Origin of the sequence: Pseudomonas sp. NFR09, assembly GCF_900111535.1 — a bacterium.
GTDB lineage: Bacteria > Pseudomonadota > Gammaproteobacteria > Pseudomonadales > Pseudomonadaceae > Aquipseudomonas > Aquipseudomonas extremorientalis.
In genome coordinates, this window is sequence record NZ_FOIH01000008.1 from 288774 (window position 1) to 306112 (window position 17339).

21 protein-coding genes are annotated in these 17339 nt (G+C 62.3%); 11 read left to right on the forward strand and 10 right to left on the reverse strand.

What is annotated here, in order from left to right; all coding sequences use genetic code 11:
* Window positions 1-2 precede the first annotated feature (2 nt).
* On the forward strand, window positions 3-608 hold the full coding sequence (locus BMX59_RS19485; protein ID WP_093124745.1) for a hypothetical protein: 606 nt from the start codon (window positions 3-5) through the stop codon (window positions 606-608).
* A 2-nt stretch (window positions 609-610) separates the two neighbouring features.
* On the opposite strand, the gene BMX59_RS19490 is transcribed toward BMX59_RS19485, so the two are convergent.
* Window positions 611-844, reverse strand: coding sequence for a hypothetical protein (locus BMX59_RS19490; protein ID WP_058425621.1), 234 nt, complete (start codon window positions 842-844; stop codon window positions 611-613).
* Between the two features lie 90 nt (window positions 845-934).
* Between BMX59_RS19490 and BMX59_RS19495 the strand changes: the two genes are divergently transcribed.
* The 3 genes from BMX59_RS19495 to BMX59_RS19505 all read left to right on the forward strand — a co-directional run bounded on the left by BMX59_RS19495 (window position 935) and on the right by BMX59_RS19505 (window position 2971).
* A complete protein-coding gene (locus BMX59_RS19495) occupies window positions 935-1468 on the forward strand; it encodes a YeeE/YedE family protein (protein WP_371914382.1) in 534 nt (177 codons plus the stop codon).
* A gap of 2 nt (window positions 1469-1470) precedes the next feature.
* Window positions 1471-1896 (forward strand): DUF6691 family protein, encoded by a 426-nt coding sequence (locus BMX59_RS19500; RefSeq protein ID WP_093124750.1) that lies wholly within the window; start codon window positions 1471-1473, stop codon window positions 1894-1896.
* Between the two features lie 85 nt (window positions 1897-1981).
* The gene (locus BMX59_RS19505; RefSeq protein WP_093124754.1) at window positions 1982-2971 is read left to right on the forward strand and encodes a zinc-dependent alcohol dehydrogenase family protein; all 990 of its coding nucleotides are present in this window, start codon (window positions 1982-1984) and stop codon (window positions 2969-2971) included.
* A 599-nt stretch (window positions 2972-3570) separates the two neighbouring features.
* Here the strand turns inward: BMX59_RS19505 and BMX59_RS19510 are convergent.
* From BMX59_RS19510 to BMX59_RS19520, 3 genes are all read right to left on the reverse strand, one after another.
* Entirely contained in the window at window positions 3571-3993 is a 423-nt protein-coding gene (locus BMX59_RS19510) for a DUF6896 domain-containing protein (protein ID WP_093124758.1), read from the reverse strand.
* Window positions 3994-4166: 173 nt separating this feature from the next.
* Complete coding sequence (locus BMX59_RS19515; RefSeq protein ID WP_093124762.1) at window positions 4167-4622, reverse strand: hypothetical protein; 456 nt, start codon at window positions 4620-4622, stop codon at window positions 4167-4169.
* A 248-nt stretch (window positions 4623-4870) separates the two neighbouring features.
* Complete coding sequence (locus BMX59_RS19520; RefSeq protein ID WP_172963358.1) at window positions 4871-5554, reverse strand: hypothetical protein; 684 nt, start codon at window positions 5552-5554, stop codon at window positions 4871-4873.
* 149 nt (window positions 5555-5703) lie between these two features.
* Here BMX59_RS19520 and BMX59_RS19525 point away from each other — a divergent pair, with 149 nt between their 5' ends.
* Both BMX59_RS19525 and BMX59_RS19530 read left to right on the forward strand, forming a co-directional pair.
* Window positions 5704-5946 carry a hypothetical protein gene (locus BMX59_RS19525; protein WP_093124968.1) on the forward strand — a complete coding sequence of 81 codons (243 nt, stop codon included), beginning with the start codon at window positions 5704-5706 and terminating at the stop codon, window positions 5944-5946.
* A gap of 38 nt (window positions 5947-5984) precedes the next feature.
* Window positions 5985-6521 carry a hypothetical protein gene (locus tag BMX59_RS19530; RefSeq protein ID WP_256572982.1) on the forward strand — a complete coding sequence of 179 codons (537 nt, stop codon included), beginning with the start codon at window positions 5985-5987 and terminating at the stop codon, window positions 6519-6521.
* A gap of 14 nt (window positions 6522-6535) precedes the next feature.
* Here BMX59_RS19530 and BMX59_RS19535 read toward each other — a convergent pair whose 3' ends face one another.
* On the reverse strand, window positions 6536-7144 hold the full coding sequence (locus BMX59_RS19535; protein WP_093124773.1) for a LysE family translocator: 609 nt from the start codon (window positions 7142-7144) through the stop codon (window positions 6536-6538).
* A gap of 111 nt (window positions 7145-7255) precedes the next feature.
* Between BMX59_RS19535 and BMX59_RS19540 the strand changes: the two genes are divergently transcribed.
* The 3 genes from BMX59_RS19540 (at window position 7256) to BMX59_RS19550 (ending at window position 9896) form a co-directional block, all read left to right on the forward strand.
* The gene (locus tag BMX59_RS19540; protein WP_092250716.1) at window positions 7256-8119 is read left to right on the forward strand and encodes a LysR family transcriptional regulator; all 864 of its coding nucleotides are present in this window, start codon (window positions 7256-7258) and stop codon (window positions 8117-8119) included.
* Window positions 8120-8216: 97 nt separating this feature from the next.
* A complete protein-coding gene (locus tag BMX59_RS19545) occupies window positions 8217-8579 on the forward strand; it encodes a hypothetical protein (protein WP_092250713.1) in 363 nt (120 codons plus the stop codon).
* Between the two features lie 69 nt (window positions 8580-8648).
* On the forward strand, window positions 8649-9896 hold the full coding sequence (locus tag BMX59_RS19550; RefSeq protein ID WP_093124779.1) for a hypothetical protein: 1248 nt from the start codon (window positions 8649-8651) through the stop codon (window positions 9894-9896).
* 141 nt (window positions 9897-10037) lie between these two features.
* Here the strand turns inward: BMX59_RS19550 and BMX59_RS19555 are convergent, their stop codons facing one another.
* Window positions 10038-10763 (reverse strand): BPL-N domain-containing protein, encoded by a 726-nt coding sequence (locus BMX59_RS19555; protein ID WP_093124784.1) that lies wholly within the window; start codon window positions 10761-10763, stop codon window positions 10038-10040.
* Window positions 10764-10889: 126 nt separating this feature from the next.
* On the opposite strand from BMX59_RS19555, the gene BMX59_RS19560 reads away from it, so the two are divergent.
* Window positions 10890-11516 carry a LysE family translocator gene (locus BMX59_RS19560; RefSeq protein ID WP_092250704.1) on the forward strand — a complete coding sequence of 209 codons (627 nt, stop codon included), beginning with the start codon at window positions 10890-10892 and terminating at the stop codon, window positions 11514-11516.
* Here the strand turns inward: BMX59_RS19560 and BMX59_RS19565 are convergent, their stop codons facing one another.
* Both BMX59_RS19565 and BMX59_RS19570 read right to left on the reverse strand, forming a co-directional pair.
* The gene (locus BMX59_RS19565) at window positions 11517-12143 is read right to left on the reverse strand and encodes a glutathione S-transferase family protein (RefSeq protein WP_092250701.1); all 627 of its coding nucleotides are present in this window, start codon (window positions 12141-12143) and stop codon (window positions 11517-11519) included. It lies immediately after the preceding gene.
* 67 nt (window positions 12144-12210) lie between these two features.
* A complete protein-coding gene (locus tag BMX59_RS19570) occupies window positions 12211-12849 on the reverse strand; it encodes a TetR/AcrR family transcriptional regulator (protein ID WP_093124789.1) in 639 nt (212 codons plus the stop codon).
* Window positions 12850-12983: 134 nt separating this feature from the next.
* On the opposite strand from BMX59_RS19570, the gene BMX59_RS19575 reads away from it, so the two are divergent.
* Window positions 12984-13424, forward strand: a complete 441-nt coding sequence (locus BMX59_RS19575; protein WP_071490155.1) for a hotdog fold domain-containing protein — start codon at window positions 12984-12986, stop codon at window positions 13422-13424.
* A gap of 38 nt (window positions 13425-13462) precedes the next feature.
* On the opposite strand, the gene BMX59_RS19580 is transcribed toward BMX59_RS19575, so the two are convergent.
* Together BMX59_RS19580 and BMX59_RS19585 are read right to left on the reverse strand one after the other, a co-directional pair.
* On the reverse strand, window positions 13463-15190 hold the full coding sequence (locus BMX59_RS19580; RefSeq protein WP_093124793.1) for an OPT family oligopeptide transporter: 1728 nt from the start codon (window positions 15188-15190) through the stop codon (window positions 13463-13465).
* Window positions 15191-15265: 75 nt separating this feature from the next.
* Entirely contained in the window at window positions 15266-17323 is a 2058-nt protein-coding gene (locus tag BMX59_RS19585) for a methyl-accepting chemotaxis protein (protein WP_093124797.1), read from the reverse strand.
* Window positions 17324-17339: the final 16 nt, after the last annotated feature.

Consider the following 17339-nt stretch of genomic DNA (forward strand, 5'->3'; position numbering starts at 1 on the left):
CGATGCGAATCACCACCATGGCCCTCGTTGCCACCAGCAGCCTGTTGCTAACCGCCTGCAGCGAGAGCCCTTCCGACACCGACATTCAAGCCGCCCTGCAACCCCGCCTGGAAGGGGCTTCCTGCATCAGCGCGCCGATGTTCAAAGACTTCCCCGTAACCCTGGGCGACAGCTTCACCCGCAGCGTGTCCAAGGGCAACGCACCGGCCTTCGATGCGCTGGTCGATGCAGGCCTGTTGGCCAAGAGCGACCAGACCTACACCCTCACCGAACCAGGTAAAGCCGCCCACGTGCCCCAGGCCTCCGGGTTCTGCTACGCCCAAGGCTATGAGATCGCCAGGGTCCAGAGCACCGAGGTCAACACTGACCAGATGGGACCGGCCGTGGAAAAATCCTGGCAGGTGACCGTGGACATCCGCCAGAAGCCCGTCGCCCCGTGGGCGAAAAACCCGGCGATTGAGAAACTCACGCGCCACCCGGAAAACCTCTCCGAAGCGCCAAAGACCTACCACGTGACCGTCGGCCGGGTGAAGGGTGAACCAGGGTTGCAGTTGATCGACCCGCGCTTTTCGATCTCACGCGGGATCAGCGTCAGCCAGGGCTTCTGATCTCAGCCCTTCAACTCACTAGCCCGATGCGCCGCCGCGTCGTCGTAAACCACATACAACGACTCGGCGACCTGGCTCTTGATGGCCTTGGTGGACTCAAGGCCCAGCACAAAACCCTCGGCCTTGCCGCCGGCGCGGTTGAGTTCCTCAGGGGTGGCGGCGCCGGTGATGGCGTCGAACAGCTTGGTGGCGTGGGGGCCGACGCCCTTGGGCAGGCTGATCTGGTCGATGGACATGGGCGATACCTTAAAAGAGAGAATTCGGTAGCGCGTGGAACCACTGCCGGGGTGGCATGGTAGACCGGCTGGCACAGAAAGGCGCGGCTTTTGCGCATATCGCGCTCACCGGGCGGCCTTTTTCATGACACTGCCCCACATCACCGTGATAGCGCTAAGCTGGATCCCCCACCCGCCCCGCAGGCCCAGCACCATGACGCTCTCCCCCGACTTCACCCCTGGGCCTCCCTGCTCGGCGGCGCACTGATCGGCCTCAGCGCCGGCCTGTTCATCCTGCTCAACGGGCGCATCGCCGGTATCAGCGGCCTGCTCGGCAGCCTGCTGGCCAAACACGCTGAAGGCCACGCCGAAAAAGCCCTGTTCCTGCTAGGCCTGCTCGCCTCGCCCTGGCTGTGGGCACTGTTCGGCACCTTGCCCGGCGCGTCGATCCAGGCCGGTGGCGCCGCGCTGGTGCTGGCGGGGCTGCTGGTGGGCCTCGGCACCCGCTACGGCGCCGGCTGCACCAGTGGGCACGGGATCTGCGGGCTGTCACGCCTGTCGCTGCGCTCGCTGGTGGCGGTGGCGTGCTTCATGGACAGCGGGTTTGCCACTGTCTACATCATCCGCCATCTGATGGGAGCCTGAGCGTGCGCAAACTGACCGCCTTGATCGCCGGCCTGCTCTTCGGCCTGGGGCTGTACCTCAGCGGCATGACCAACCCGGCCAAGGTGCTCGGGTTTCTCGACCTGGCCGGCGAATGGGACCCGTCCCTGGCGCTGGTCATGCTCGGCGCGCTCGCCGTCAGCAGCGTGTTCTTCTACGTCGCCAGGCAGCGCCGCACCGCGTTGCTGGGCGCGCCGATACAGATGCCGACCAGGCGCACCCTCGACCGGCGGCTGGTGCTCGGCAGTGTGGTGTTTGGTGTTGGCTGGGGGATCGCCGGGCTGTGCCCCGGCCCTGCGGTGGCGTTGTTGCTGACCGGGCAATGGCAGGTGGGGGTGTTCGTGCTGGCGATGGCGCTGGGGATGTGGCTGTTTGAGCGGATTGAGGCGCGCAGGTTGGCCAAGGCTTGAGGCACGGGCAGGCGTTTGTGCTTTATCTCCACCCGCCTGCGGCCTACATTGAACGCCTTATCGATCAACCCCGAGGTCAGCCCCCATGGCACGCATCGTCCGGATTCACGCCTACGGCGACGCCAGCGTCTTGAAACTCGAAGACGTCGACGTCCCCGCCCCCGCCGCCGATGAGGTCCAAATCGACGTCAAAGCCTTCGGCCTCAACCGCGCCGAAGTGATGTTCCGCAACCACGCCTACCTGCAGGAAGCCGAATTCCCCAGTCGCCTGGGCTACGAAGCGGCCGGTGTGGTGATAGCGGTCGGTGCCGATGTCACCGACCTGCAGGTGGGCGACGCCGTCAGCGTCATCCCACCGCTGGACATCGCCCGCTGGGGCACCTATGGCGAAGTCGCCAACGTGCCCGCCCACCTCGCCGTCAAACACCCGCAAACCATCAGCTTTGTGCAAGCCGCCGCGTGCTGGATGCAATACGTCACCGCCTGGGGCGCCCTGGTGGAACAGGCCAAACTGACCCAGGGCGACACCGTGCTGGTCACCGCCGCCTCCAGCAGCGTCGCCCTCGCCGCCTTCCAGATCGCCCGCAGCGTCGGCGCCACCGCCATCGGCGTAACCCGCACCCGTGCAAAAAAACAGGCGCTGCTGGATGCCGGCGCAACACACGTCATCGTCAGCGACGAAGAAAACCTGGTGGAACGCGTGATGCAACTCACCCACGACCAAGGCGCCCGCGTGGTGTTCGACCCCATCGGCGGGCCGGGCTTCGAAGCCCTCACCCAGAGCATGGCCCGAGGCGGCATCTTGCTGGAGTACGGCGCGCTGAGCTCGGAGCCGACGCCGTTTCCGTTGTTTACCGTGTTAGGCAAATGCTTGACGCTCAAGGGGTATCTGTACGCCGAGATCGTCGCCAACCCGGCGGCGTTGGCGCGGGCCAGGGCGTTCATTCTGGACGGGCTGGCGTCGGGCGCGTTGGCGCCGGTGATTGCGAAGACGTTTGCGTTGGACGAGGTGCAGGACGCGCATCGGTTTTTGGAGGCGAACCAGCAGGTGGGGAAAATCGTGGTGACGGTGTGAGGGCGGTGTCCTAGGACAATTCCCAAAGCTGGGCAGTGGCTTGCCCAATTGCCTACGCGTGGGTCAGAATCCGCCGGCTTGTGCGCTGGGGTGGTCGAAACTAAGGTGGCGCGGTCGCTGAATTTCTCGGTGATCGGGTTTAGTAGCCCACGATTTAACCTAACAAGTGCATGAGCTTCATCTATCAGGCGTCCCAGCCTGTGCTTGATGGTGGCTGTGCGCAGGGCGCCCTCGGGCGCGCCGGTTTTGTTAGGTTCCACCGGTCATACTTCGCAGCAATTGCTCTCCAGATGAGACGCGAAATTCTATGCGGCTTGTAGGTGGACAGGCCCAGGCCGGTGCCTTGGCCGAGGGGTTTGGTGGTGGGGAGAATTGAGGAGAATTGGGGTCAGACCACGTTTTCAATAATGGTGGTCTGACCCCAATTTCCTCAGCTCGCGCTCCATTAAGCTTCGTAATCTCCTCGACCATCCGCTATGGGTCGATTTTTGCCTGTCGGAACGGGGTTAATCGGCCAAACCTGGCGCTGGTAGGTGACCGAAAATGGCAGATCCAGGCAGGCGCTCTGTAGTGAGAACTTAATGCACGGATAGAACGGACTATTTCGACAGAAATTGTGAGGTGTCGTCCGCTACGTAGTAGAGAATGTACCCGGAATACACTAGAGAGCCAGCAGCAACTTCCGCTTCGAAGCACTCTGTGAGTGCGTCCTCATCAGCAAAACCGTATTCCGACAACTTGTCACCTGCGAAACTAGCAAGTCGCCACGCGTCGAAGCCACCGATCTCACCATGAGCCCCAAAGTCAAAGCCTACTGTACCTGTGGGGAGACTAACCGCGCAGCCATAGCCGTGCTTGAAGTAACGAACTCCGCCTTCTAACTCTCCGCGCTGAGGAATGTCAGTGCCCACCCAATCCATATTGGTCAAGGGCCGCGGAATACCGGACCGATGCATCATATCCGCAGCGGTGCCAACACTTGCTTGGTAGGCGCTGATCAAAATGGCGAGTTGGTTATTCATAAAGTCTCACGTTATAAGCAGCACTGAGTCCAGAGACCGCAGAGAGTAGCAGTCGACGCAACTGAAAGGCAGCTTCTGGCCGACTTCTGCCTATCATAACTGACCGAAATCGACCAAAAGCGGCGGTCGACGGACACAATCGGCCCGCTTAAGCAATGCAGGTTGAATTACCTCTAGAACGCAGCCGCATCGTTGATAGCTGCCTCATAGGCATGCTTTTCAAATGTGAAGGGGCCAACGCCATCTATAATTTGAGGCTCTTCATAGCCGTTCTCATAAGCAAAGGAATCCCATGTGAAACAGTCATCGTTTTGGCAAACAGATACTGCGTAGGCGCCACACCCGATGTCGCCGCACTCGGGGCAGATGTAAAGGAGTATCCGACCGCTCTCTGTTTCAGCTGGCTCGCGTAATAGCAGACGAGAACTAGATTGTTTGTTTTGCTCCGGGAAGCCCTTGACGAAACAGCCCATGAAATCGGAATGATCACCAGCTGCCATAACGAGAGCATTGAGCAACGAACGTTCGTTTATCTGAAAATCGATGGAGAGTCGTTCGGCCACGGTGCAGCCATTTGAGGCGCTTCCCGGACGAAACAACTGTTGAAATGTGAGGGAGCTGGTGTCCATTCCTGCGAACCGCTTTATGCACTGAATTGGCGTGGAATTACATACAACATCGTGGGTTGGTACAAGCCAAATTTCATCGGCCGACTGACCACTTTTGGCCGATAGCCCACAGTCCTCCGCTCCCTCCTCCGCAGCAGAAAACTTCCCCCTCCCTCACCCCAACACCTCCACCGCATTCTCCGTGGGGGTCAGACCACGTTTTCAATAATGATGGTCTGCCCCCTATTTCTGCGTTTTCCACACAAGGTTTACAACCCAAGCCCATACTGAAACAACGCCATATCCATCACCCGCGCCGTAGGATACGGTAGTTCCAGACGCCCCGTTTTCAACGGCAGGGGTGAAGGATTCAGTTGCTCCACCACGCCCGCCAACGCCGTCAGCCCCTTCCCGCTGGCGATGGTGATGAACGCGCGACGTGGGAACAGATCGCGGCAGGCGGCAATGTAGAAACGGTCCAGCGCCGGGCACTCTCCCCAGACCCCCATCAGGATTTTGGTCTTGAGGGTGTCGGTCCAGGAGACGTTGGTGGCCAAGGTCTCCATGGAGGCCAATACGCTGTCCAACAAGGCTTGGTTGTATGCCAGGTCCGGTGCGCCGGGTGCGAAATTATCCAGGGACAGTTCAAACAACTCCGGGCCCTGGCCGGTAAAAAGGCGCTTGGCCAAGGCTTTCATCAGGTCCAGGTTGCTGTTCTGCAGCAGGCCCGAGGAGCCACGGAACATCCCCCAGTTCGCCAGGTAGAAGCCGATATGCAGGGCGGTGGTGTCGATCTGTTCTTCGCTGATGAGGTCAGCCCAGCGAGGGCGGGATTCGTCCCAGATGTATTCATAGAGAAACTCCCACGCCTTGAGTCGGGGGTAGTCGTTACCCGGTGAGGGCTGGATATTCTGGTAGTAGATCTGGGCATAGCGATTGACATCAAAAATCATCATCTGGCTTCCTGCGCACGGCGTTCCTGTTGATCACATCAGCAGAGGTTATCGACAGCGCGGGCGAGATATTGAATACGCCCTCCCCCAAGCACCCGACCCACGTTTACACTGGCGCCTTTTGCGCCGCTCACACAGGGAAGCACTCGATGTCCACCGATCCGCTATGCCTGGTTTTTGTCCCCGCCCTTGTGGCTGTATTCACCGCCGCCGAGGCGAAAAAAGGCACGCCGCTGACCGAAGCCGAAGTGTGTGAAATCCGCGATGCAGCCACCTGTATCGCGCTGCCGTTCAGCACCGCGCTGGCGATGGAAACCGAGCGAGGTTATCCAGATATCGTCGCCGAAGACTGCTGGAGTGAGTGGCAACGGCTAAGTGCTTCGGTTGCCTGACCCCGCTTATCGACCCCCTTACGAATGGAATCGACACCATGCTCAACTCCCCGCGCCCGTTCAAGCCACTCATCTGCCTCCCCCTCCTCGCCGCCCTCACCGGCTGCGGCGCGTTGACGGATGTGCGCTCGTTCTCCACGCCCTACGCCACGCCCACCAGCGCTGAAACCGTGCGCCTGCGTGTGATGAGCGATGGCATGGTGCGCGCTGTGCCCAATTCCAACTGCATCAACTTCCGCCTGCCCGGCGCGGGGGTGATGGTCGCCAACCGAGAGGGCTATGCAGACCGCAACGGCGAGAGCCTGGGCATGGCGCCCGTGGAGCGGTATTCGGATGGCACGGTGATGAGCGAACTGCGGGTGCCGGCCGGGCAGCCCATCGCGTTTCACTACATCGGTAATCGTTGCTACAACATGTTCACTTTCGTGCCTGAGGCGGGGATGGACTATGAACTGGATGCAGCGGGTCGCTATAAGTGCGGGGTGACGCTCAAGCGCATGTTGGTCGGCAAGATTGAGGGCACTCGGGTGCCGTTGGGTGAGAGCAAGTTGTGCAATTGGGGCGATAACTTCTGAGCCACGTCTCGCCCTCAGCTATGCAACGGCAACGCCACCCCGAACAACACAAAGAACCCACCACAGACTTTATTGAACCGCCGCCCGGTGCGAGCCAACCATGGCCGCACCCGGTGCGCGGCGCTGGCCACCAGGTATTCGACCACGAACTCCACCACGGCGTAGGTCAGCGCGATGATGGCGGTCTGCGTGATGATGTTTCTGTGGGGGTCGAGGAAGGGTGGGATAAACGCGGTAAACAGCAGCAACGCCTTGGGGTTGGAGAGGGCCGAGACCAACCCTTGGCGGAACAGCGACCAGCGTCGCAGGCTGGAAGTGGCCGCTGTTTCCAGGCTGACGGGGGCGGCGCGCCACAGTCCGTAGCCCAGCCAGATCAGGTAGAGCCCGCCGGCAATCTTCAAAGCCGTGAACGCGCTGGCCGAGGCCTGGATCAGCGCGCCCAGGCCCAGCGCGCACAGCGCAAGTACCAAGGCAAAACCGAGCACGCCGCCGCTGATGGTGAACAGGGTTCTGCGACTGCCGTGCAGCGCGCCATGGGTCAGCGCCAGCAACGCATTCGGGCCTGGCACCACGGATATCCCGCAGCAGGTGATCAGGTAGAGCAACCAGGTCTCGAAGGGCATGATCAAGTCCGCAATGGGTGGTTTTGACTGCTATCTTGCAAATGAACAACGACCGTGAAAAGCGCATAATTCACGTCGCAGCCATTCGATTAACGAATAGAGGTAACCGCCGTGTCTTCCAGCGATTTGCAGATCGATTGGCTCAAGTGCTTCGTCGCCGTGGTGGATGCCGGTTCGCTGTCGGGGGCGGCCCATGAGGTGAACCGTTCGCAGTCCGCCGTCAGCATGCAGATGAAAAAACTCGAGGCTGCCCTGGGCCGGCCCTTGCTCAACCGTGGCCCGCGGCACCTGCAACTGACCGATGACGGCCAGACACTGCTGGGCTATGCCCGTCGCATGCTTGCCCTGCACGCCGAGACCCAGGCAGCGTTTCACGGCGAGGCGTTGACCGGGCGCATCCGCCTGGGGGTGGCCGAGGACTACGCAGCCAAGTACCTCACGCCGCTGCTCAAACGTTTTGCGCCGCGTTATGCGGGGGTCGACATCGAGCTGACCTGTGAACAGTCGACCGCCCTGATCCCGCGTTTGCGCAGCGGCGACCTTGATCTTGCGCTGGTGTCCAGGGACTCGCCGCACACAGGGACGTTTCTGTTCAAGGAGCCGATGGTGTGGGTCGGCTCCGCGCAATTCGAGCTGTGGCGCCGCGACCCGGTGCCTATCGCCGTCTACGAAAGCGAAAGCCTGGCGCGCCGGTATGCGGTGAATTCACTGGCGCAACAGGGCCGCCAGTTCAAGGTGGTGTACAACAGCTCCAGCCTGGCCGGCCAGCTCGCCGCCGTGGAAGGGGGGCTGGCGATAGCGGCGATTACTCAGTGCACCGTGAATCCATCGTTGCAGGTCTTGAGCAGCGAACACGGCCTGGGCGCTATCGAACCGATGGAGGTGTCGATTCTACGTAGCCGGGCTTCGCGCGGGTCCGAGGCGGTCAGCAGCCTGCATGGGTTTATCATCAGTGCGCTTAGAGCTCAGGCGTAGCCCTGGCGCGTCGCGCTATCTGGACACCGAGGTGATCCCATAGCAGCCTCGCTGAAGCTCGACAGCTCCTACAATTGATCTGCATTCGGAGCTATACATGGCCCTGTCCAAACGTGAAACCGTTGGTATCGAACGCCAACTGGTCGCTGCACTGACTGACGCCTGCGAAACGGCGAAGGCTGAAATCCCGGGGTTTGAATGGCTGACCCACACGGTCAACTACGCCGACTTCCCTCAAAGCCTGCGCATCACCTGGGTCTTCGACACCCGCGCCAATAAAGACAACGCGGTGGCGACCGGGTTGGACGCACGCATCCGCGAACTCACAGCCGCGGCCTTGCACGACGCCGACATCCCACCCGTGCCGTTGCCGCGCTGCGTTCAACTTGACTCCGAAGAAGCCTGCCAAACCCAGCACGGCGGCAATTGGCGTTTGCGCCTGACCCGCTCAGCCAACTAGAGCCTGGCGCCCAACTGCTGGATAATGCCTCGCCCTGCTCTCCGCCCGCTGAAAAGGAAATCCCGCCCCATGAAGTTGCCGCTTTCCGCTGCCCTGCTCGCGTCTGCCCTGCTGTCGCCTTCGATGGCCCACGCCGACGACGCCGCCCTGATCGACACCCTCAAGGCCTTCACCCGCTGCGACGCGAGTTTTTTCAGCAGCCTGAACACCCACCGCGACGCCTGGCAGGCCTACGCGCCGCTCAAGCAAGAGAAGGACTTCAGCTGGATCGCGGTACGTGATCGCACCGACCCCAAGGCGACCGCCGTGCCGGTGAGCGCGCCGGCCATCGCCGGTTTGAAGTTGCTGTCCTACAACGATGAGGTCAGCGATCTCGGCCCGTTGGGCCTGTATTACTTCTGGGGTTTCACGGTGGACGGCAACATTGATGAGGTCGCGCAGCGCTTTTCCGCACTGCTGGACCAACCCGCTGCGCTGCAAAAAGGCGAAGGGCAATACACGCGCAGCGAGCTGAAGGTGGGCAACAGCTGGCAAGCGATCAAGCCGATGCCGGGCAAGGCGCCAGGGCTGCGCCATGTGGAGCGGGTGCTGATCGTGGAGCCGGAGGGCACGCACTCCCGTGTGAGCTGTTCGGTGCAGGGCGGTGTGACTCCCGGCCTGGTCGCGCTGCTGCGGCCGGACATTGCGCCGGTCGATTACCCGCGTACAGTGGCCGACACCAATCTCGCCGATGTGCCGGTGCCGCCCACTGTGCTACAGGGCCTCGATGCGCCGTTGTTGCAGCCCAGGTTCAAGACGTTGAGCTACACCTACCTGTCGAGGAATGCCGCGGGCAAGGACGCGCCGATCACCATCCGGTTCAAGGCCGAGGGCGGTTTGCTGGTCAAGAATGAGGCCTACGGCAGCGCCTTCAATGTGGACCGACTGATGTTGGCGGACCTGATCCAGCTGAAATCGAAAATGAACGGCGTAGGCGAAGGCCAGGTGCTGCAGACCCGCGAGGCCGAAGTAAAACTGCCGACCAGTTGGGCACCGGGCCAGACCCTGAGTGCCCACCTGAAGATGGCCAATGTGCCGGTCAAGCCCACCGACAAACCAACCGAGACCACCTTGACCTGCAAGGTCGGCGAGCGCTTCCCGGCGCGCCAGGTGTTTGCATCGTTGACAGGCGATGCCATCCGGCTGGCCTGCGAGCAGGACGGTTACACGTCGTCGCGCGCGTTTATCGAGGACCTGGGGGTGGCCCTGACGCTGGAGTCGACGTCGAGCCAGACCCACTATGTGAATGAAATCCAGACGCTGGATGTGGTGCGCTGATTAGGCGCTCCACGCCACGCAAGAACACACCGACGCGCCGGATGATCGCCCATTGTGTTTTAGTCGCAGTCGTACTCAACGTGTGGTGAACGGGCTTGTCCACCACAATGAGCCCGCTCACCACAAGGAATGGAGAGACGGTTAGAAGTGCCGTATGAGCGAACCAAACAGGTCGCCCCGGGGCATTTTGCTCAACGGGATGTCGGCGTTCTCGAACCACTGCGCACTGGCTTCGGGATGGGGGCCGCTCAGGATCACCACGCCCTTCTCGAAGGTATACCGCGCCGCCGCGATGTCGCCGTTGCGGTAGGTGGCGATGGCCGTGTAGGGCGCGACCTTGGGGAAGTACGGGCCGTCCTGGAAGAACACCTGATCAGGCTTGCCCTCCCAAGTGACCTGCACGGCGGCGTCGGCGCTGTCGGGCACTTCGAAGCTGGGGCGGCCGGCCTCGCCGTCGAGGTCCACCGGGATCAGGCCGAGGTTGTTGTCATCCGCCAGGTAGGCACCCATGCACAAGCCCAGGTAGCGCCCGCCGTTGGCCACGTAATCGCGGATCGCTTCGCTGCGCGCATCGCCGATGCTGCGCAGGGCGCCGGGGATGTCCTGGCCGCCGCCGGGTTGCACGTAGAGGTCGTAGCGCGCCAGGGTTTGCGGCGTGATGTCGATAGGCTCGTCGGCGCCCACGAAGTCGATACGGTAGTTGGGGTTGATGCGCTGCAAGGCCTTTGCCACGTTTTCCGAACAGTCATCGCAGCCTGCCGGGCCACGGTAGATGGCGACACGGGTGATAGGCGCCGAGGCTTCGGCCGGTGACGGCAGCAAAAGGGCAAAGGTAAACAACGTGGCGACGGCGGCTCGCAGGTTCATGGTCGAGGGCTCCTGTATGGACCACGCAAAGCCTATAGCGATTGCGCCGTTGAATCCGTTAACAGTTGTAAACGACGTTGAGTTGGGGATAACTGGCGGTCGAGCCCCGTTCCGAGAGTGCCCATCATGTTTGAACTCGCAGCCCTCATCACCTATATCGCCGTCGTGATCGGCCTGTTCCTGATCCCCGGCCCGTCGGTGTTGCTGGTGATCACCCGCACCGTGCAGGGCGGCCGCAAGGTCGGGGTCGCCACCGGCCTGGGGGTGGCGTGCGGCGACCTGCTGCATACACTGGGCGCGGCGCTGGGGTTATCGGCGATCCTGATGACCTCGGCCACCGCGTTCAACGCGGTGAAATGGGCCGGCGCGGCTTACCTGATCTACCTGGGCATCCGTGCGTTCACGGCCAAGACCGGCACACAAAAAGGGCTGACGTTGCCTACAGTCACGCCGCGCCAGGCGTTTTTCCAGGCGGTCGGTGCCGAGTTGCTCAACCCGAAAACCGCGATTTTCTTCCTGGCATTCCTGCCGCAATTCGTGCACCCGGAAGCCGGCTCATCGCTGGTGCAGTTCGCGGTGCTGGGTTTGATTTTCTCGGTGCTCAGCGCGGTGTACACCAGCCTGCTCGCCCTCGCCATCCGCCCCTTGAGCCGAGGCATCAAGGGGCTGTCCAAACTGCGGCGCTGGGAAGGAAAAATCATCGGCACGCTGTTTATGGGGCTGGGGCTGAAGGTCGCGTTGCAACAGCGTTAGTCACTTAGCAAACGCATATTCCCCACCCTGCTCCACCGCCTTGCGATAGGCAGGTCGGGCCTGGAATTTTTCTACCCACGCCGCCAGGTGCGGGTAAGCCTGCAACTTGCCCTGGGCCTTGGCGATTTCGCCGATAAAGCTCATCTGGATATCCGCACCGCTCAGCTCGTCGCCCAGCAGGTACGCTTTATCGGCCAGCACGTCGTTCAGGTAACCCAAATAGTTGGCCACTTCCGATTCGATACGCGGATGCAACGGCGCGCCGGCTTCACCCAGGCGGCCAACATAGAGGTTGAGCATCAGCGGCAACATAGCCGAGCCTTCGGCGAAGTGCAGCCACTGCACGTAGGTGTCATAGGCGGCGCTGGTTGGGTCCGGTTGCAGGCGGCCCTGGCCGTGATGGCGGATAAGGTAGTCGATGATCGCGGCGGACTCGATCAACACCTGGCCACCGTCTTCGATCACCGGGGATTTGCCCAGCGGATGGATGGCCTTGAGTTCCGGCGGCGCCAGGTTGGTCTTTGGGTCACGCTGGTAGCGCTTGATCTCGTAAGGCAGGCCGAGTTCTTCGAGCAGCCACAGGATGCGTTGCGAACGTGAGTTGTTGAGGTGGTGGACGATGATCATTGAGTACTCCGCGCAGCGAAAGGATGTCTTGGAAACAGACTACGCCAGCGTCCGGGAGTGCCGACAATTAAATGTCTGTCGATTGCAAAGGCGTTTGGCTGATCGAGGCCCACGCCGCCTGCGCCAGCAATTGCGCGTGGTGGTTCGGACTGTTCTTGACCCGCCCGGACAACCACGCCCGGGCGTAGTTTTCTGCCGCGCCAATGATCAGCGATAACAAAAGCTCGGCGGGAATGTGGCTGAACGCTTCAGCGCGACCCTCCTCGCTCATCCACTCGGTCAATTGCCGATTGCGCTGTTTGTTGCGGGTGAGCAATTCATCCTTGAACGGGCCGTTGGCCACGGCGAAACGGCTCTGGAACACAAAGCGCGCCCAGTCGGGTTGCGCGTCCACCCACTCCACATAGCTGCACACCAACGCTTGCACACCTGCCTGGGCGGTTTGCGCCTGCGTCAGGTAGTGCTCACGCAGGGCGGCCTGGTCCTCCAGCGCGGCAAAAAACAGCGCGGCGACGATGCCTTCCTTGCTGCCGAAATGGTGGTAGATGGCGCCCACGCTGGTGTCGCACCGCGCGCGGATGGTTTCGATGTTCGTGGCTTCAATACCCACTTCGTTAAAGCAGGCCAGGGCCTCGCGCAGGATGCTGCGCTTGAGGTCGCTGCGCCGGCCCGGGAAGGTGCGCTCGATCAGATCAGGTGCGTGCATGAAGTCGCTCGCCAAATGTGCGGAGTCTAAAGGTACAGCAGCCGCTAGAGAAGGCATGGCTTGACACCCTTGCAATTTACAGAATATTGTTCTGTCACAGAATATTATTCTGTAAACCTATCAGGAGGAAATCCATGAGTCAGTTTCTCAGCATGTTCAACAGCGTAGGCCCAGCCGCCTTCAGCCAGATGGCCTGCCAGGTGGCGCCCTACTTCAGCACCATCAACCCTGAAATCGCCGAACTGCGCCCAGGCCACGCGGTGGTCAACGTGCCGTTTCGCAAGGAAATCACCAACCACCTGGCCTCGGTGCATGCCATTGCGTTGTGCAACGCGGCGGAATTGGCCGGTGGGACGATGACGGATGTGTCGATTGCCCAAGGCGCCAGATGGATTCCCAAGGGCATGACCGTGGAGTACCTGGCGAAGGCCAAGTCGAACATCCGCGCGGTGGCGGATGGCAGTGGCATTGACTGGTCAACGGCTGGCGACAAGATCGTGCCGGTGGATATTTTCGATGAGGGCGGGGTGAAGGTGTTTACGGCGAAGATCACCATGAATGTGAAGATCGCCTGAAGCCGGGACGGCAGGCTCGGCGTTTGCCGAGCCATGCGTCACCTCACCATCGACCACAATGAAGCACCGACGCCAGTGATGCTCTCCCCCGCGATCAAGCCGGCAGCGGCGGTAATCGCAAAACGCTCGGTGAGGCTCGACCAGCGGCAGCTCACCAGCCAGGTCAGTATGGCGCCCAGGGCCATCATCAGCGAAACCGAAGCCGGCAGCACGAAGGCCAGGCCCAATGCCGCGGCACTAGGGAGGAAGCGGGCGCGATGGGCAGGCAAGGTACTGTCCAGCACGCCGAGCAGCACGCCAACCAAGCCGCCGATGGCAATCGCCCAGCGGATGCTGGTCGATAGCGAGTCGAGCCCATGGGTGAGGGTTTGCGCCACGGCTTTCCAGGTGGCGACCGCCGGTGCCGGCCACTCTTCGGTGAGCAACATGGATTGCGGGTCGGGGATCAGTGCCAGGTAGGCGAATACACCGACGATACTGCCGATGAAAATCCCCAGGATCTGCGCGATCACTTGTTTGTGCGGTGTGGCGCCAATGGCCTTGCCCACCTTGAAATCGTTCATCAGGTCCGTGCATTGCCCGGCTGAACCGCCAGCGGTATTGGCGCTCATCAGGTTGATCGGCACCTGCCCCGGCGCAACGATGCCAAAGCTCAATTGGGACAGTTGGCCGATGGCACCGATGGGCGGGATGCCGGTGGCTCCCACCACGCGCGCGGCGACGGCAGCCAGGCAGATCGCCAGCGGAATGGTGAGCAACGCCATCCCCAGGTCGATGCCGAACAGCAGCGCCTGCAGGCTCACCACCAGCCCGATCGACAGCGCGAACCCAGCGGCGGGCCCGGGCTTGGGCAGGGTCCACGTCGAGCCGCCGCTGGACTGGGTCGATCGGTACAAACCCCACAAACGTATCGTCAACGAGGCCAGGGTGGAACACACCATCAGGCTCACACCCGGCCACAGCAACCACTCCACCAGCGCGGCGAACTGTGGGCCGCTGCTGTCCGCAGGCAATGTCACCAGGTGTTGCGCCAACAACCAGGGGCCCAGCCCGCCCCAGGCGAGCAGGGCGCCAAGCAGCAGGGTCAGGCCCACGCGAATGCCGATGATGCCGCCAAAGCCCACCAGCAACAGCGAAGGGTCGGCAGTGAACGTCAGGCGCTCCAAGTGCGCGCTGGGCGACCAGCGCGGGAACGCCCACATAAAGGTATCGACCCACTTGACCAAACCGGAGAGCAGCGCGGCGCTGAGCAGCACCTTCAAACGCGTCGCGGCTTCGCGACCGTGGTTGTAAATGTGCAACAGGGTTTCCAGGGTGGCCATGCCTTCGGGGAATTTCAACGCGTGGTCATTCAGCAGGGAGGGCCGTAGATACCAGGCGATCCAAATGCCCAGGAAACTGACCGAGAACACCCAAGCGATCATCGGCACAGCGTCCAACTGGTTGCCCGTGAGCAAGGTATAGGCCGGGATCGGCGCCACTAACCCGCCGGAAATGATCGACGCGGCGGCCGATGCGACGGTCTGGTTGATATTGCTTTCGTGCAAGGTCCACGGCAGTGGTTCGGCGGCACGCTTGGCCAATCCCTGGAAGATGGCATAGCCGATCAGCAAGGCAATGATCGACATGTTGAACGACCAGCCGATCTTCAACCCGGCGTACACATTGGAAGGCGTGAGCAGAATGCCGAGCACGGTGCCGGTGATGACGGCGCGCAGGCTCAGTTCGCGAATCACGGGGCCGTGCGGGAGGGTCGTGGCGGGCATGCGGATTCCTTTCGGCAAGAACACAGGGCTACCTGACAAGTGAGCCCCATATCCGCCGAAGGTTCATCCCATTGCTCAGCCAAGGCGGAACCGCGCCGTGTTATCGCTCAACGCCTGGCTGCCTTTGCTCAGGGTATCGGCTGCGCGGTTCACTGCCCGCGCACCGTCGAGCAAGCGTCCGGCGGCCTGGTCCACTTGCTGGATGTTGCCGCTCACTTCATCCGCCGTCGCCGCTTGTTCCTCGACGGCGGTGGCGATCTGCGCCAGGGTGTCGGTCACCTGCTGCACCGCCCCGGCGATCTCGCCCAGACGGGTGCCCAGCCCGGTGACGGACTCCGCATCCGCCAGCGCTTGTTCACACGCGGCGCCCATCAGGGTGACCGCCTGGCTGACCGTGGCGCGCAGGCTGTCCACGGTACCGGCGATCTGTGCGGTGGAGGCCTGGGTGCGCTGCGACAAACTGCGCACTTCATCGGCCACCACCGCAAAACCACGGCCCTGCTCGCCGGCGCGCGCGGCTTCGATGGCGGCGTTGAGGGCCAGCAGGTTGGTCTGTTCGGCGATGCCGCGAATGGTGTCGACCACCGACTGAATCTGCTGGCCCTGCTGGCTGACTTGCTCCAGGGCATCGGCGGTATCAGTCAGGCGTTGGTTGAGTTGCTGGATGCTGGCCGTGGTGCGCTGGCTGTCACGGCTGCTGTCTTCGGCAATACGCCGGGTCTGCTGGGCACTGCCCGAGGCGTGCTCGCAGCTTTTGGCGACGCCCAGGGAAGTGGCGGCCAGCTGGGTCGCGGCGGCGGCAATCTGGCTGATTTGGTGTTGCTGGTCTTCGACTTCGGTAAGGGTGCTGCCCGATTGCGAATTGAGGGTGAGCACCGCCGAGCCGAGTTGCTGCGTCTCGTGATTGACCCCCAGCAGGCTGGTGCGCAGTTGCACCACCGCCACGTTCAGCGCGGTGCTGATGGCCGCGAGTTCGTCGCGCCCTTCCACCGCCACCTCCACGCACAGGTTGCCGTCGCGCAGGGACTCGGCCAGGGTGGTGATGCCGCTGGCGCTGCGGCGGATCGAGGCTTGCAGGCACATGAACAGGTACAACGCGGCCAGGGCCAGCAGGCTGAATATGGCCGCGACGGGGACAAATTTCTGCAACGAACGGTCACGGTAGTGACCCAGGCGCGCATCCAGCGAGTCGAGGGACTGGTTACGCAGCGCGCCCAGGCTGTCGAGCATGCCGTCGACACTGGTTTCGAAGGCCGCGGTGTCAAGCTTGATGGTGCCGCCGAACACGCCGTCGTCGAGCACTTTGAGTTCGTTGTCCAGGCGTTGCAGGCTGGTGTCGTACTGGGTGGTCCAGGGTTCCAGGCCGGCATATTGCTTGGCCTTGAGCGAGGCCGCCGCCTTGACCAATTGGTCCCGCGCATCGCCGATACGGCCGCGCAGGTCACGCATCTGCAAACGGCTTTGCAAGGTGAATTGCCCCGAGGCGATGGACGACTGGCCAACACTGGCCATGCGCCCGATGCGCTCGATCAGGTCCGGTGTGTACTGGGTGGAAATCTGCATCAACAGGTAGGTTTCCAGCCACGGGTCGAGAATCAGGCCGGCGTCCAGGGTGATCTGTTCGCGCAGGGTTTGCATGGCGGTCAGGGCCGAGGTGAAACGGTCGTAACCGTCCGGCCACCAGCCCACGGTACGCAGGGACTGGGAGTCCATGCCCTTGACCGTGGCCTGCAACGCGTCGAAGCGGGCCAGCACGTCGGCGCCGGCATTCCGGGCCTTGAGTGAATCCCCCAGGGCTTGCAGGCTTTGCAGGATCAGCGGGAAGTTCGCATCGACCTTGTCCATCGCCGCCTTCGCCGCCGGGGTCGGGGCGTGCAGGATATCGGCGGCTTTCCAGCGTGCGGCCAGGTTGCGCTGCGCCGTCAACTGGCCGTCCAGCCCATCCAGGGCCAGCAGTTGGCGAACGCCGGATTGCTCGCTGGAAATCACGGTCAGTTTGTCGCGATAGTCCGAGCCGATCATCCACAGGCTGCCCGCCAGGGGCAGCATGAACAGGAAGAATAGAATCTGGAACTTGCGCGCAAAGCCGAACCGCCCCAGCAGGCGGATACCCGGTGATAAAAGGCTGTGCATGTGCGACCACTCCCCA